At 62.9% G+C, this 16,112-nt stretch carries 13 protein-coding genes; 3 read left to right on the top strand and 10 right to left on the bottom strand.

Annotated features, from left to right (window positions below; translation table 11 throughout):
• The first annotated feature begins 23 nt into the window (after positions 1-23).
• A complete protein-coding gene (locus DVR09_RS10185) occupies positions 24-980 on the top strand; it encodes a hypothetical protein (protein ID WP_162814934.1) in 957 nt (318 codons plus the stop codon).
• 2 nt (positions 981-982) lie between these two features.
• Positions 983-2,419, top strand: coding sequence for a sensor histidine kinase (locus tag DVR09_RS10180; protein ID WP_115416830.1), 1,437 nt, complete (start codon positions 983-985; stop codon positions 2,417-2,419).
• Positions 2,420-2,490: 71 nt separating this feature from the next.
• Here the strand turns inward: DVR09_RS10180 and DVR09_RS10175 are convergent, their stop codons facing one another.
• Both DVR09_RS10175 and gltX read right to left on the bottom strand, forming a co-directional pair.
• Entirely contained in the window at positions 2,491-3,777 is a 1,287-nt protein-coding gene (locus DVR09_RS10175; RefSeq protein WP_115416829.1) for a citrate synthase, read from the bottom strand.
• A 9-nt stretch (positions 3,778-3,786) separates the two neighbouring features.
• Positions 3,787-5,235 carry a glutamate--tRNA ligase gene (gltX, locus tag DVR09_RS10170; RefSeq protein WP_115416828.1) on the bottom strand — a complete coding sequence of 483 codons (1,449 nt, stop codon included), beginning with the start codon at positions 5,233-5,235 and terminating at the stop codon, positions 3,787-3,789.
• Between the two features lie 28 nt (positions 5,236-5,263).
• Here gltX and DVR09_RS10165 point away from each other — a divergent pair, with 28 nt between their 5' ends.
• Positions 5,264-7,465, top strand: a complete 2,202-nt coding sequence (locus tag DVR09_RS10165) for a ComEC/Rec2 family competence protein (protein ID WP_115416827.1) — start codon at positions 5,264-5,266, stop codon at positions 7,463-7,465.
• 15 nt (positions 7,466-7,480) lie between these two features.
• On the opposite strand, the gene lexA is transcribed toward DVR09_RS10165, so the two are convergent.
• From lexA to DVR09_RS10125, 8 genes are all read right to left on the bottom strand, one after another.
• A complete protein-coding gene (gene lexA / locus DVR09_RS10160; RefSeq protein ID WP_115416826.1) occupies positions 7,481-8,170 on the bottom strand; it encodes a transcriptional repressor LexA in 690 nt (229 codons plus the stop codon).
• A gap of 147 nt (positions 8,171-8,317) precedes the next feature.
• Positions 8,318-9,103, bottom strand: a complete 786-nt coding sequence (gene trpC / locus DVR09_RS10155; RefSeq protein ID WP_115416825.1) for an indole-3-glycerol phosphate synthase TrpC — start codon at positions 9,101-9,103, stop codon at positions 8,318-8,320.
• 1 nt (position 9,104) lies between these two features.
• Complete coding sequence (gene trpD, locus DVR09_RS10150) at positions 9,105-10,097, bottom strand: anthranilate phosphoribosyltransferase (protein ID WP_115416824.1); 993 nt, start codon at positions 10,095-10,097, stop codon at positions 9,105-9,107.
• Positions 10,094-10,708: an anthranilate synthase component II gene (locus DVR09_RS10145; protein WP_115416823.1), complete on the bottom strand. Its 615-nt coding sequence runs from the start codon at positions 10,706-10,708 to the stop codon at positions 10,094-10,096. The genes trpD and DVR09_RS10145 overlap by 4 nt, the downstream gene beginning before the upstream one ends.
• Positions 10,709-10,783: 75 nt before the next feature.
• The gene (gene pip / locus DVR09_RS10140; RefSeq protein WP_115416822.1) at positions 10,784-11,746 is read right to left on the bottom strand and encodes a prolyl aminopeptidase; all 963 of its coding nucleotides are present in this window, start codon (positions 11,744-11,746) and stop codon (positions 10,784-10,786) included.
• Entirely contained in the window at positions 11,743-12,585 is an 843-nt protein-coding gene (locus DVR09_RS10135) for a phosphodiester glycosidase family protein (RefSeq protein WP_115416821.1), read from the bottom strand. The genes pip and DVR09_RS10135 overlap by 4 nt, the downstream gene beginning before the upstream one ends.
• Positions 12,582-14,081, bottom strand: a complete 1,500-nt coding sequence (gene trpE, locus DVR09_RS10130) for an anthranilate synthase component I (RefSeq protein ID WP_234041397.1) — start codon at positions 14,079-14,081, stop codon at positions 12,582-12,584. The genes DVR09_RS10135 and trpE overlap by 4 nt, the downstream gene beginning before the upstream one ends.
• A 7-nt stretch (positions 14,082-14,088) precedes the next feature.
• On the bottom strand, positions 14,089-16,023 hold the full coding sequence (locus tag DVR09_RS10125; RefSeq protein ID WP_115416819.1) for a SurA N-terminal domain-containing protein: 1,935 nt from the start codon (positions 16,021-16,023) through the stop codon (positions 14,089-14,091).
• Positions 16,024-16,112 lie beyond the last annotated feature (89 nt).

Here is a 16,112-nt window from a genome sequence, read left to right as displayed (position 1 = left end):
GCTGCTAGTTTCACACTATGCCGATGCCTGATGCAGCATCCCCCGGGGTCGCCGACGACCAGGAGCCCCTGCGCGATGCGCTCGCGCGGGGCAACGCCGCGCTTGCGCGGATCGGACCGATACTCACCCACCTGCTCGCCAATCCGGATCACTCGCTGTTCAGCGACGAGATCATCGCTCGAGTCCGCGGCATGTGTCATAGCCTTGCCTGGCAGGCTCTGCGTGCCCAGGCCGAGGCGGCCGGGCAAGTGGGTAGCGAGACCTTCGCCGAACGTCATGGCGAAGACCTCGCCGAGCATTTTTTCAGTAGTCCGTCCTTGCTCGCGCATTGCCATGCGCTTGCGCTCGAATGGCAACTCACGGAAAAACTGGAGGTGCAATACGGAATCGATCCGGTTCTTTCGCCACTGATTCAGGAACTGATCGCCGCGCCCGATACCGGGCTCGCCAGCGCTGCCATGGCCTTGCTGACCGCGCAGGCGCGCTTCGCCCAGGCGCAGCGCCGGATGGAGCTGCCTCTGGCGGAATTGCCCGGCGACCTGTTCCATGATCTGCTGATGGGGTGGCGCGCCTATGGTGGACAGTTACGCTCCGACGCCATGATCCGAGCGGAGGCGAAGCTGCGCAATGCCTTCGACGAGGGGGCGGGCCGGTTGGCGCTGCTGGCGCGGGTCGTGGCGGGTATGGGCAATACCGCGTTGAGGGCGCTGGATATCGATCAGGCGGGCACCGCATTGTATCTGACTGCGCTCGCCGTGCGATCGGGGCAGTCGCGGACCGCAGCCGTCCTGGCCACCAATCACCAGCAGACAGCCCGCCTGGCACTGGGATTGCGGGCAGCAGGCCTCGATAGCGCCGACGTTGAACGCCAGGTGTTGCGCCTTGTGCCCAAAGCGTTCCCCCCGCGGGAAATCGCCGGTATCGCCGCCGAGGAGGCACGTCGCCTGCTTGCCGAATCGGCACTTCCGGGAACGGCATGACCATGGCGAGCGTAGGAACCCGATACGTCGCCCATGCCAGGGCCGATGCCGATGGAAATTTGGTACAGGCCGATGACGTTCTCGCCCAGCTTCACCAGGCTTGCGGCGGGAAAATCGGCTCGCGGATTGCGATCCCCGAACTGCTCGCCTTGGTCGAAAAGGCTTTGCGTTTCGGGCTTAAGCTGGCTCGGCAATTCGACGCCACCGACGGCGAAAACCGGGTTACCGCCTGGGTGGAGGTCGCCCCTGTCGCGGATGACGCGGGAGAGGTGGCAGGCTGTACGATCGATGTCGTGAGCTGGCATAGCGAGGAATTGCCGCCCGAAAACGAAATCGAGGCGGCGCGGCGCCGGGTGGAGATCAATCGGCATCTCGCGGATTGCACCGCGCGGCTCGATTCGAACCAGCGGCTTTTGTCTATCGAGACCCAGGCTCCCGACCTTGCCGATTTCGCCGAACATGCGCTGGCCGCGGCAGGAAAACCGTGGACCGACCTGGTCCGCCTGCCGGGCAATACGCACCAGCAGCCGCTCCACTGGCGTCTGCTCGACGGTGCCACGTGCGAGATCGACGGATCGAACCGGAAGTGGACGGCCCATCTCGAACCATTGGGTCAGCCGCAACCGGGCAGCGCCGGTTTCGTTCTTTATCTGACCGCAGAGCGCCCGCTTGCGGAGAGTAGTGGCGATGGAGAACCAGACGGGGAAGACGCGCCATCCTTCGGCAGAGATCTCACGCCCGTTCTGCGGCAGCCGATCAATCGTATCATCGCCAATGCCGAAACGATCCGCACCAAGCTCGCCGGGCCTCTCGCCGATGAATACAGTTCCTACGCCGCCGATATCGCGACCGCAGCGCAGCACCTGCTTGCCCTGATAGACGACCTGTCGGATTTGGAGGTTGTGGAATCGGAGGATTTCACGACCGCGCCCGACCGTATCGAACTGGCCGACGTTGCCCGCCGGGCTTGTGGCATATTGGGCGTTCGCGCTCGCGAGAAAGGAATCACGCTGGTCGCACCGCCCGAGGGCGAAAGCCAGTTGGCGATCGCCGAATTCCGGCGTGTGCTGCAGATTCTGCTCAACCTTGTCGGCAATGCGATCCGGTATTCTCCCGACGAGAGTCAGGTATGGATTCGGCTTGACCGGATCGGCAATCGCGCGCTGATAACCGTCGCCGATCAAGGACATGGCCTCGAACCCGAACAGCAGGAGCGCGTTTTCGAGAAATTCGAACGCCTCGGGCGCAGCGGGGACGGAGGATCGGGTCTCGGCCTCTACATCTCCCGGCGAATTGCGCGCGCGATGGATGGCGATCTGACCGTGGAAAGTGCACCGGGACAAGGCGCGCGCTTTACGCTTTCCGTTCCTGCTGCAGAGGACTTGCGCAAGGAGCCGCGCGACGGCCCGACCATACCGAAGCCGCGCGACAATGGCTAAGCGATCGGTCTCGATCGCGGATGAAAAAAGGGGCGCCGGATGGCGCCCCTCACTGTCCCCAAAATACTTTGTCAGCGCTGACCGATGGGCACGTAGTCGCGCTCGGTCGGACCGGTGTAAAGCTGGCGCGGACGGCCGATCACCTGAGCGGGATCGGAGATCATTTCGTTCCACTGCGCCACCCAGCCAACCGTACGGGCGAGGGCGAAGAGCGCGGTGAACATGGTGGTCGGGAATCCGATCGAGTTGAGGATGATCCCGGAATAGAAGTCCACATTGGGGAAGAGCTTCTTTTCCCTGAAGTAATCGTCGTTGAGCGCAAGCTCCTCGAGCTGAAGCGCGGTTTCGAAGACCGGATCGTTCACGTTGAGCGCTTCGAACACTTCGCGCAGCGTCTGCTGCATCACCGTCGCGCGCGGATCGTAGTTCTTGTAGACCCGGTGGCCGAAGCCCATCAGGCGGAATGGATCGTTCTTGTCCTTGGCGCGCTCGATATAGTGCGGAATGCGATCGGGCGAACCGATCTCCTGCAGCATGTTGAGCGCGGCTTCGTTGGCACCGCCATGCGCCGGCCCCCACAGGCAGGCAATGCCGGCCGCTATGCAGGCGAAGGGATTCGCGCCCGACGAACCGGCCAGGCGCACGGTCGAGGTGGAGGCGTTCTGCTCGTGATCGGCGTGGAGGATGAAGATCCGGTCCATCGCGCGTTCGATCGCGGGGTGGATTTCATATTCTTCCGCCGGAACGCCGAAGGTCATGCGCAGGAAATTGCCGGTATAGCTGAGGTCGTTCTTCGGCTGCAGGAACGGCTGACCGACCGCATATTTATACGCCATCGCCGCAATCGTCGGCATCTTGGCGATCAGGCGGTGGCTGGCGATCTTGCGCTGTTCGGGGTCGGAAATGTCGGTGCTGTCGTGGTAGAAGGCCGACAGCGCGCCGACCACGCCGCACATGATCGCCATCGGGTGCGCATCGCGGCGGAAACCCTGATAGAACTGGCGGAGCTGGTCGTGCACCATGGTATGGCGCGTGATGGTGTAATCGAAATCGTCGAGTTCCTGCTGCTTCGGCAATTCACCGTTCAGCAGCAGATAGGCGACTTCCATAAAGCTGGAGTTTTCGGCGAGCTGGCCGATCGGGTAACCGCGATGGAGCAGGACACCTTCTTCGCCGTCGATGTAGGTCAGCGCACTCTCGCAGCTCGCGGTCGACTTGTACCCTGGATCGTAGGTGAATTTGCCGGTCGTGCCATAAAGCTTGCGAATGTCGACGACATCCGGCCCGACGCTGCCCTCCAGCACGGGAAATTCCTGGGTCCTGTCGCCCAGATCGAGAGTTGCCTGCTTGTCGGCCACGCGTTTCTCCTACTCGTTTTTCTCGGTGCCTGTCGGCGAGACCTGCGCATCGATACGCAGGAGCGACTCTTCCTTGCCCAACAGGACCAGCACATCGAAAATGCCGGGCGACGTGGTTGTGCCCGTCAACGCTGCGCGCATGGGCTGCGCGAGCTTGCCGAGACCCAGTTCGAGCTGCTCGGCATAGGATTTCGTAGTGGCTTCCAGCGCCTCGATTGTCCAGTCATTTTGCACATGCAGCATTTTTGACAATCCGGCGAGGCGATGACGAGCGTCGTCGTCGAGAAGCTTGGCTGCCTTTTCGGTCATTTCGAGCGGGCGGCTCGCAAAAAGAAATGCTGCGCCATCAGCAAGTTCAACGATGGACTTCGCGCGGGTTTTGAGAACCGGCATCGCTTCTGTCAGCAGCGCGACATCCGCTTTCGGCCCGATTCTGGCGGCAACGATTTCCGCCAAGCGCGCATCGTCGGCCTCGCGTATATAGTGGCCATTGAGGTGCTGCAGCTTCTTGATGTCGAAGCGCGCCGGCCCTTTACCGACGCCATCAAGGTCGAACAACTCGATGGCTTCCGCCTTGGTGATCTCCTCGCGGTCGCCATGACCCCAGCCAAGACGCAGCAGGTAATTGAAAAGGGCTTCGGGCAGAACGCCTTCTTCGTCGCGATAGGCCTCTACGCCCACCGCGCCGTGGCGCTTGGACATCTTAGCCCCGTCCGAACCGTGGATCAGCGGGACGTGTGCATAGACCGGGTCGGGCCAACCGCCCTCGATCGTGTCCATCGCACGGATGATCGGCAATTGCCGAAAGGCGTTGTTGAGGTGGTCATCACCGCGGATGATATGCGTTACGCCCATGTCGTGATCGTCGACAACAACGGCGAGCATGTAGGTCGGCGTGCCGTCGGCGCGGAGCAGGACGTAATCGTCGATCTCGGCGTTGTTTACCGTGACTTCGCCCTGAACTGCGTCTTGAATCGTCGCCGCCCCTTCGGTCGGCACCTTCAGGCGGATCACAAAGGGCGCGCCGTCGGGCGCTTCGCTCTCGTCGCGGTCGCGCCAGCGTCGGTCGTAACGCATCGGCTGCTTGTTCGCGCGCTGCTCTGCACGCATGTCCTCGAGTTCCTCGGGGGTCGCGAAGCACTTATAGGCATGCCCCGCTTCGAGCAGCTTGTGTGCGACTTCTGCATGGCGTTCGGCGCGGTCGGACTGAAACACCGGTGCCTCGTCGAAATCGAGGCCCAGCCAGTCGAGGCCGTCGATGATTTTCTCGATCGCATCGGGGGTGCTGCGCTTGCGATCGGTATCCTCGATCCTCAACAGCGCGCGGCCACCGTGATGCCGCGCGTAAAGCCAGTTGAACAGTGCCGTTCGCGCGCCGCCGATATGGAGATAGCCGGTAGGCGAGGGAGCAAAGCGGGTGACGACCTGCCGGGTCTTGCTGTCACTATCGCTTGCCATTGTCTCACGCTTCCTTTCAAACACTTGCATGGCGACGCAGGGGACGCCTTCGATACCGATGGGGGAAGCGGGCGAAGAAGCCCGCCAGATAGTGCCGCGCCATTGGCGCATGCGCGGTCTCTTGTCCAGTTTCGCACAGCGCATCGAGACCTTTCTCGAAACTGCTCGCTTCGATCGCGGGCCGTGGCTCGTCGTGGCTTTTGCCGGTGGAATAGGTATGTGGTTCCAGTTGGGAACACGGTGGCAGTGGCTGGCAGCGATCGGACTGGCGCTGGGAACCGCTCTCGGCGCGATCGCTCTATGGCGGGGCGAGGAGAAGCGCAGCTTCACTTTGGTCGCAATCGTCTCGATCTGCATTGCCTTGGCCGCCGGGATCGCACTGGTCTGGGCGCGCTCGGCGATGGTGGGAGCGGAACCCATCCCGCACCCGCGCTTCGAACGGATCGACGGGCGGATTCTCGAGCGCGAGGAACAGCCTGCGGAAGATCGCGTGAGGCTCATCCTTGCCGCTCGCGATTCCCAGACCGGCCGGGCGGTGGCATACCGGATCAACATACCGTGGACGCAGGACCGGGCGGCGCTGCGCGAGGGGGCGAGGGTGCGCCTGTCGGCCCGTTTAATGCCCCCGTCTCCGCCGATCGTCCCGGGTGCTTACAACTTCGCGAGACGAGCCTGGTTCGAGGGACTTTCGGCGACCGGATCGGCAGTCGGCGAAATCGAGCTGATCGAGCCATCTCGGGATTCGGCGGCATCCCTCGCATCGATCCAGAGAGGCCTTTCGGGGCATGTCCGCGATAGGCTCGAGGACACCACGGCCGGCGCGATTGCAGCGACGCTGGCCAGCGGAGATCGGGGCGCCATTCCCCAGGCGGACGAAGAGGCCATGCGCGATGCCGGGCTGACGCATCTGCTTTCGATCAGCGGGTTGCATGTCAGCGCGATCATTGCGGCAACCTATCTGCTGGCTCTCAAACTGCTCGCCCTTTGGCCCTGGCTGACCTTGCGCGTGCGGCTGCCGCTGCTGGCAGCCGGTACGGCTGCCCTTGCCGGCATTGGTTACACGCTGCTGACCGGTGCCGAAGTTCCGACGGTTCGGAGCTGTATTGGGGCATTGCTCGTCCTGGTTGCGCTGGCGCTCGGGCGAGAACCGCTTTCGATGCGGATGGTGGCGGTGGCGGCAGGCGCCGTTCTCGCACTATGGCCCGAATCGCTGGTGGGACCGAGCTTTCAGATGAGCTTCGCCGCGGTTATCGCCATCGTTTCCCTCCACAACGTTCCGGCAATCCGCCACTTCCTTGCACCGCGTGAAGAAAGCTGGTTGCGCCGCCTCGCTCGGCGCGCATCGGCGCTATTCCTGACCGGCCTCGTGATCGAGCTTGCGCTCATGCCGATAGTCCTGTTCCACTTCCACCGGGCGGGGGTCTATGGCGCGGCAGCAAACCTGATCGCGATCCCTCTGGTGACATTCGTTTCCATGCCCCTCGTGGCATTGGCTCTCTTGCTGGATATTGTCGGGGCGGGCGCCCCCGCATGGTGGCTGGTCGGACATTCGCTCGATCTCCTGCTCGCCATTGCCCATTTCTTCTCGGAGCAGCCCGGCGCGGTGAAACTGGCTCCGCGTATCGGGTTGAGCACTTTGACCCTATATCTCGCCGGCGCGTTGTGGTTGGCACTATGGCAGGGCAGGGTTCGCCTGTGGGGACTGGCGCCGGTTGCGGTGGCCGCCTTCCTTATGATTTCGGCACCCGCGCCCGATATTCTCGTCACGCGCGATGGGCGGGATATCGGCGTGGCGAACGAGGCCGAACACGTGCTGGTCCTGCGCGATGGCAAGACGAACTACGCACGACAGAATCTGCTTGAGCTTTCCGGAAGTGACCTGGAGCCGATACCGCTGGTCCAGTGGCCTCACGCCCGATGCAGTGCGGAATTCTGCACGCTGACCGTAAAGCGAGGGCCCCCTAAGCAAGAACCTCGCAACTGGACGATCCTCGTCGCGCGCAACCGGGACCTCGTCGCGGAGCGCGCACTGGCCGCGGCTTGCCAGAGAGCGGATATCGTTATCGCCGAACGCTATTTGCCACGGAGCTGCCGCCCACGATGGCTGAAGATAGACCGCCTCTTCCTCCAGAGGGAAGGAGGGACGGCGATTTATCTTTCTTCCCGGGAGGTCGCGACGGTCGCGCAGGACCAGGGTGAACATGGCTGGTGGCGGGCTTCCGTCCGCTAGTCGCCAATGCGTTCATCAGTGGTAGCGCCGCAAGAGCCCCGCCAGCTTACCCTGTACCTGGACCCGATGTGGTTCGTACATCTGCGCCTCATAAGCGCTATTGGCCGGATCGAGCCGGACACGACCTGCATCGCGGCGCAGATATTTGAGCGTGGCCTCCTCATTATCGACCAGCGCGACTACGATCTCTCCGTCACGCGCATTGTCGGTGCGTTTGATCAGCGCGAAATCGCCGTCGAAAATACCGGCCTCGACCATCGAATCGCCCGAGACTTCCAGCGCATAATGTTCGCCAGGGCCGAGCAGCGCGGCAGGCACCGGCATGCTCGACTGGCCTTCGATCGCTTCGATCGGAGCGCCGGCGGCGATGCGGCCGTGCAGCGGAACGTCGATAATATCGTTGGCCGGCTCGGGAGCGCCCGCCTTCGCGGTCAGCGCCGTGGAGACCGCATCGTTCGCGGGAGCAGGCTTGGGAGAACCCATAACCGCGTCTTCCGGCAGTTTGACAACCTCGAGCGCCCGCGCCCGATTGGGCAGCCGACGAATGAAACCGCGTTCTTCCAGCGCGGAGATAAGCCGGTGGACGCCCGACTTGCTCTTGAGGTCCAATGCCTCTTTCATTTCCTCGAAGCTGGGGGAAATACCAGTGTCCTCCAGCTTTTGCTGGATGAAGCGGATCAATTCGTGCTGCTTGGCGGTCAGCATGGTGCGAACTCCCGTGTCGCCTGTTCACAAACGCGTGAACGAATGCGGAACAAGTAAGCAACCCCTTTCCACAAGTCAAGCAATAGCCCCGGTTTGGAGCAAGTTGCGCTGGAACAGGTGTTCCCGCTTTGCTCCTCTCCCGCTCTTTCAGCCGCCAAGCAGGGTGCGGGTTGCCGCTTCGACATCGGGCTGCCGCATCAGGCTTTCTCCGACAAGGAAGCTGCGCACGCCAGAACGAGCGAGGCGGGCGCAATCGGAATGGATCGAGATCCCGCTCTCGCCGACCAACAGGGCGCCGTCCGGGGCGTGGGCGGCGAGCGTTTCGGTTGTCGCAAGATCGGTATCGAAGGTCTTGAGGTCGCGGTTGTTCACACCGATCAAGCGCGATTTCAGCCGGGCGGCGCGGTCCATTTCGACGCTATCGTGGACTTCGACCAACACATCCATTCCGTAATCGAATGCCGCTGCTTCGATTTCATGCATGGCACTATCGTCGAGCGCAGCGACGATAATCAAAATCGCATCGGCACCGATCGCGCGTGCTTCGGCGACTTGCCACGTATCGACCAAGAAGTCCTTGCGCAGGACCGGAAGGGGGCAGGCTGTGCGCGCTTCGACGAGGTAATCCTCGTGACCCTGAAAGTAGGGGGCGTCGGTCAGCACCGACAGGCAGGCAGCTCCGCCCGCAGCATAGGCGCGCGCATGCTCGGCGGGCCGAAAATCCTTTCGGATTAGGCCTTTGGAGGGTGATGCTTTCTTGATTTCGGCAATCAGGCCGAAACCGCTCTGCTGCGCGCGTGCCAGCGCCGAGCGGAAGCCACGGGGTGCCGATTGTTCAAGCGCCGCCGCGTCGAGATCGGCGCGCGAACGGGCTCGCTTGCGCGCGGCGACTTCCTCGCGCTTGGTTGCGCAAATCTCTTCGAGCTTGTTCATGTCAGATGGCCATCGCGATCCATTTTTCGAGCAGCGTCTTGGCCTTGCGCGAATCCAGCGCTTCGGCGGCGATTTCCGCGCCCTCGGTCCAGTCGTCGGTGCGCCCGGCGACGATGAGCGTCGCGGCGGCATTGAACAACACGGCGTCGCGATAGGGGCCGGGGGTCCCCGACAGAAGAGCCTCCAACGCCCGTGCGTTATGCTCCGGTTCGCCCCCGCGGATCGCTTCGACGGGTGAATGGGGCAGGTTGGCCTGCACGGCGACGACGCGGCGCATCTCGAAATCGTTGCCCGTCACGTCGGCCAGTTCGTTTCCGCCCGCCAGGCTCAGTTCGTCAAGGCCTTCGTCGCCCGAGGCAATGAAGGTCCGCTCGGTCCCCAGCTTGGCCTTGGCGGCGGCATAGATAGGGACATAGGCGGGGCGGGCGATGCCGATCAGTTGCCGCCGTACCCCGGCGGGGTTCGACAAGGGACCCATCAAATTGAAAATGGTCCGCACACCGAGCTTCTGGCGAATGGGTTGAATGCGCCCCATCGCAGGGTGGTGGTTTTTGGCGAAGAGGAAACAAATTCCGAGTTCCGCCAAGGTCTTCTCGGCGCTTTTCCCCGCAGCTTCCATGTCGAGGCCAAGCACTTCGAGTGTATCCGCCGCGCCCGATTTGCTGCTCGCCGCGCGATTGCCGTGCTTTGCCACCGGGACACCGCATGCCGCGACGACCAGGCTCACCGCTGTCGAGACGTTGAGCGTGTGATGCCCATCGCCCCCGGTACCGCAGCAATCGACGGTCCCTTCGGGAGCTTCGACCGGAATCAGCCGGGTCCGGAGCGCACGGGCAGCCCCAGCGATTTCCTCGGACGTTTCACTGCGCGCCGACATGTCCACGAGAAAACGGGCGACGTCCTCGTCGGACGTCTCGCCATCGAGAATCCAGCCGAAGACCTCTTCCGCCTCCTTCTCGCCAAGGTGCTGCTTTGCATCGGGAAGTCGTTTCATGCCGGGGCCTTGGCGGCGATACCGCAGATTTCGAGGAAGTTGGCAAGCAGTGCGTGGCCGTGTTCGGTGACAATGCTTTCGGGGTGGAACTGAACGCCGTGAATCGGCAGTTCGCAATGGCGGAAGCCCATCACGCTGCTGCCGTCGAGACCCGGTGTTTCGCTGGTGGCGTTGATCTCCAGGCAGTCGGGAATGTCCTCGACCACGAGCGAGTGATAGCGCGTCGCGGTGAAGGGCGAGGGTAGGCCGACAAAGACTCCGCTGGCATCATGCGTCACCGGCGATGTCTTTCCATGCATCAGCCCACCGCGCACCACGCGCCCGCCGAAATGCTGGCCGATTGCCTGATGACCAAGGCACACGCCGAGCAGAGGTTTGCCCGCATCGGCACAGGCCGTCACGAGGTCGAGGCTGACCCCCGCTTCGTTCGGTGTGCAGGGTCCGGGCGAGATCAGATAACCCGCATGGTCTGCCGCCAGTGCCTCGCGCGCCGAAATGGCGTCATTGCGCACCACCTCGACATCCGCGCCCATTTCCGTGAGGTAATGGACGAGGTTGAAGGTGAAGCTATCGTAATTGTCGATTACGAGAATGGAGCGGCTGTCGGTCATGCATGCCGTCAATGAAGCTCTGGCGCCAGGCTTTCAAGCAAGGAAAGCTGCGAGACGCGAAACGTCAGCGTGATGTCACGCCCGCTTCCCGGCCAGCCGGTCGGTGGCCCGGACCAGGCCGTCGACGATACCGGGTTCGCTCGCACTATGTCCGGCATCGTCGACCATCCAAAGCTCCGCCTCGGGCCAGGCTTTCTTCAGCGCCCAGGCCGCGCTTGGCGGGGTGCAGATGTCATGGCGGCCCTGCACGATGATACCGGGAATGCCGGTGAGCCGATCGACATTGTCGAGCAATTCGTTTTCTTCGAGAAAGAAGCCCTCGAGAAAGAACTTCGCGCAGATGCGCGCGAATGGAACCGCCTTGGCTGGATCGCCGAAGCTTTCCAGCAGGGATTCGTTCGGTAACAGCGTGGCGACATGGCCCTCCCACAGCGACCATTCGTGCGCCGCGGCAAGCCGCGTCGCTTCGTCCTCGCTCGTCAGGCGGTTGTAATAGGCGCGCACCAGGTCGCCGCGCTCCTGCTCGGGAACGAGGCCGATGAACTGGTCCCACTGTTCGGCCATGATCTCGCTCGCCCCGTAGCCGTAGAGCCAGGTCTTTTCCCGCTCCCGCGCGAGAAAAACGCCTCGTAGAACCAGTTCGCTCACCCGGTTCGGATATTTCTGGGCGTAGGCAAGCGCCAGTGTCGATCCCCAACTGCCACCAAAGACCTGCCATTTGCTGTGGCCACACATCTCGCGAAGTCGCTCGATATCGTCGACGATCCGCCAGGTGTCGTTGTTCTCGATTTCGGCGAAAGGCAGCGATTTTCCGCAGCCGCGCTGGTCGAACAGCAGCACATCGTAGAGATCCGGATCCCACTGTCTGCGATGATCGGGCGCCATGCCGCCACCTGGACCTCCGTGGAGGAATACCGCAGGCTTCGCGCCCTTGGTGCCGACCCGTTCCCAATAGAGCGAGTGACCTTCGCCGACATCGAGCATGCCGGACTCGAACGGTTCGATCGCGGGATAGAGCGTGCGGCGGGGTTCGGTCATTCGGAAGCCTTTTTCTTGATGACGGCAATCGGGCCGATGGGGGCGCCTGTGTCGAGCCTGTCGGTAGCCGGGTTCCAGAGCAGCGACACATTGCCGTCGAGAAACAGCGCATTCTTTACGTCCAGCTCGTCCTTGTAGAACCGGGCGAGCTTGCCGAAAGAGATCGGAGCATTCGATATCACGAAATGCGCGCGGCCATTGTCGTCGACGCCGACTGCGTTGCGGATCAGGCGCGAAGGCCCGTCATGCGTTATTGTGGGATGGATTTTGCCATCCACCACCAGCATCGGACCAGATTGCGTGCCGAATTCCGGGCGTTCGGTAACATTCGCGAGAAAGCTGTCGGTGCTGCGAACCACCCACTTGCCATCGCTGCCGTAGAACACGCCATTGGGCTTCATGTGGAAATTGCCCTCGCCATCGGCGGTGTTGAGCGCCTGCAGGCGCTCGGAATCCTCGACGAAGTAGCCGATTGGCTCGCCCTCATCGTCATACATCCCCGCATTCATTGCGAAAGCGATAGTGTCGGGATCCTGCGCGCGAGCGAAATCGGTCAGGCTGCGATAGGGTGCTTCGCCCCTTGGTCCGAGGTCCATCGCGATCCGATGCCGGGAAGGCACTGCAAGACAATGGGTTAGCGGTGTGTCCTCGAAAATGATCGAGCGGCAGGCGCTCTCGACCTGGCTGGCAAGCGTGGCCGTGGCGCTTGGCTCTGGAGTGGGAGCGGCGGCGGCAGGCTCCTGCCCGTCGATGCGCGCGCGAGCGACCGGTTCGCCTTCCGGCTGAGCCTCGCAGGCCGTTAGCACCAGCAGGGCCAGGGCAGCGATGGGATATCTCATTGGCCGAACCCGGGTTCTCTCGCGAGACGAACGGCTTCTTTGGCCGCAGCGAGCAGGGCACCCGCTTTCGCTTCGCATTCACTCTGTTCATAGGCTGGATCGCTGTCGGCGACTATCCCCGCACCGGCCTGAACGTGCATCGTCCCGTCCTTCACGACAGCCGTGCGCAGGACGATGCAACTATCGACCGATCCATCGGGAGCGAAATATCCAACCCCGCCGGCATAGGGGCCGCGCGTCGCGGGCTCGAGTTCGGCGATGATCTCGCACGCGCGTACCTTGGGCGCACCGCTGACGGTACCGGCGGGAAAACCGGCGAACAACGCGTCGATCGCATCCTTCGAGGGATCGAGCCTCCCGGTGACATTGCTGACGATATGCATGACGTGGCTGTACCGCTCGACAGTGAAACTCTCGGTGACGGTCACGCTGCCCGACTCGGCCACACGACCGACATCGTTGCGGCCCAGATCGAGCAGCATCAAGTGCTCCGCCCGCTCTTTCGGGTCGGACAGCAGGGATTGTTCGGCGAGCCGATCTTCGGTCTGCGTCGCACCGCGCGGCCGCGTACCGGCAATCGGACGGATCGTGACCTCGCCCTCGCGGACGCGGACGAGGATTTCCGGGCTCGAACCGACGATCGCGAAGCCGGGCATATCGAGGAAATACAGGAAGGGCGACGGGTTGACCCGGCGCAGCGCCCGGTAAAGGGCCATGGGCGGTAGCGCGAAGGGCGACGTGAAGCGCTGGGACAGCACGACCTGGAATATGTCCCCGGCCTCGATATAGGCCTTGGCCCGCAACACCATGGACTCGTATTCGTCCGCCGGCACGGTCGAGATGAGCTCGGGTTCCGGATGGTGTTGCACGGTGCCGCGTTCCACCACGGCCGGGCGAGCCAGCTTTCGCAGAACTTCGTCGATCCGCTCCGCTGCCTTTTCGATCGAGCCTTCGCGCCACACCGGCGCGATGCAGAACAGCGCATCGCTGAGGCGGTCGAAAACCAGCAAAACGGTCGGCCGGACGAAAAGCATATCCGGCAGCGCCAGTTCGCTTTCTGCCGGACGAGGCAACTTCTCTACCAGCCCGATAGTTTCGTAGCCGAAATGACCGACCAGGCAGGCCAGGGCAGGGGGCAGTTCGCCGGGCACATCGCATCGGCAGGTTTCAACCAGAGTGCGCAGACTCGCGAGGGTGCCGCTCTCGCATGGTTTGAAAGCGTCCCGCCGGTGCTGCCAATCGCCGTTGATTTCCGCATCGTCGCCCGTCGCGCGGAAGACCAAATCGGGATCGAGGCCGATAAGGCTGTAGCGCCCGCGAATCTCTCCCCCCTCGACCGATTCGAGCAGAAAGTCGCCCCGGCCTTCTTCGAACAGCTTGAGGGCGGCGCCTACGGGCGTCTCCGTGTCCGAGACGACCTCGCGCCAGATAAGCGCGGACCTGCCTTGCGCCAAGGCCTCGCGCGCCTGGCCGACACCTTTCAGACCGTTGTCCAACCGCGCCTCAGTTCCCGGCAAGCTGTTTGCGCACCGCCTCGATGGCCGACGCGTTGCGCGAAACACCAAGTTCCTGCTGCATGGCCTGGCCGAACTGTTCGACATATTCCTCGCCGATCAGCGGACCCATCTGACGCTTCGCTTGGCCGATCAGCGGGTCGTCTTCCGCGATATCGTCCATCTCGATGTCGTTCAGCCGCACGATGAAGAAACCCATATTGCCTCCGGCGTCGAGCTTTTTCGTGGTGTTCTTCGCCATGCTAAACAGCAGCGCGAGCGGCGGGGGAATACGCTGGTCGCGTTGGCGGGCCAGTTCCTCGCGGGTCATATTGACGGACTGTGCGGGCGGCACGCGGCGCTCTTCGGCCGCGAGAGCCTCGGCCATCGAATCGCCTTTACCGAGCCTGGCGATGACCCGGTCCGCGGCGGCCCGCGCGGCCTTCATACCCTGTGCGGCACGCCACCGGGCCTCGACCGCTTCCTCTATCTCGGCAAACGGAGCCGCAGCAGCGGGAGTGATGTTGCTCGCCTCATAGACCAGGTAGGTCCGACCACTTTCGACCGGCGCGATCTCGGGTTCTTCCTCGTCCATCTGAAAGGCGGTGGCCAGAGCAGGTCGCAACACTTCGGGAATCGACTGGCCCGGATTATCCGCGAGCCGGCCGTCGGCCAAGACAGGACCGACCGAGGCAAGGTCGAGATCAAGCTCTTCGGCGACTTCGGCAAGCGTGGCACCGTCTCCCAGTTGCTCTTCGATTTCGCTGGCGAGGTTGGCAAGCCCGCTGACACGTTTTTCCTCGCGCACATCCTTGGCGATTTCCTCGCGAACCTGAGCCAGGCTGCGGGCGGGTTTGGTTTCGACATCATCGACTCGCGCGACATGCCAGCCAAGCGCGCTACGTGCAGGCCTACTCATTTCGCCTTGGGCGGCTGAGAAATAGGCTGCCGCTACCGCTGGCGATGCCTGCGAGGCCAGTCCCTCACGCTCGACATCCACGACAGGCGAGGCACGCAAACCCGCCTCACGCGCGACCTGTTCGAACGACGCACCGGCGGCCACGCGGTCGCGGATCGAATTCGCCGCTGCTTCGGTGGGGACGATCAACTGGGTGAAATCACGGGTTTCGCTGGCCGCGTACTGTTCGGCGTCGCGCTCGTAGCGCGCGGCGATTTCGGCATCGGTCGGTTCGATCCGGTCGCCAAGCGCTGCCGAATCGAATGTAGCATAACGGATGTTTCTGCGTTCGGGGCGCACGAAATCGGCACGATTGGCATCGTAATATGCTCGTAGGACCTTCGTCTCGGGATCATCCGAGGGCGCGTAAGTGGCCGCTGGCAAAAGCGCTATCGAGCCCTGGCGTCGTTCCTTGAAAAGCTGCGCGTATCGATAGGCCAGCTTGTCCGGTACGCTGGCGCCGAACCCTGCGGGAATCAACATTTGCTGCGATAGCAAACCGATACCCAGATCTTCGCGTAGCTGCGCGTCGGTCACACGCTGGAGCGCCAGTGCCTGACGATAGGTATCCTCGCTGAAGTTCCCATCGGGACCGCGAAAAGCCGGGATCATACGGATTTCGCTGTTCACGAGATTGTCGCCCGCACGAATGCCATGTTCATCGGCATAGGCTTTTATGGCGGCGCGTTGAATCAGGGCATCCAGCGCGGCGGTCAAGCCGCCGTCCCGCAGGAACTGCTGCATCGTGGCAGTGGGCTGTTCCTGCCGAACCTGTTCCAACCCGTTATTGGCGGCGCGAACCAGGTCGGATGTGGAGATTTTTTCATCTCCCACCACCGCGACACGATCGCCACCGGCAATGCCACCGAAAGTTCCAGTGCTCGATACGTCGGCGCTGGCGAAGGCCAGGGCGATCAATCCCAGAAAAGCGAGAGAGATCGCCAGACCGAGTTTGGTTTTGAAAAAGTTGCGGAAAAACTGGAACATGATGTGCGCGCGATCCGGTTGACTTGCTGCTGTCGATCAGGCGGTGCCTGAGTTGGTTGAGGCGCTTTATCCCCCTGCGACCTCGCGGC

Origin of the sequence: Erythrobacter aureus (assembly GCF_003355455.1) — a bacterium.
Lineage (GTDB): Bacteria > Pseudomonadota > Alphaproteobacteria > Sphingomonadales > Sphingomonadaceae > Qipengyuania > Qipengyuania aurea.
This window is presented reverse-complemented; position numbering and strand designations above follow the sequence as displayed.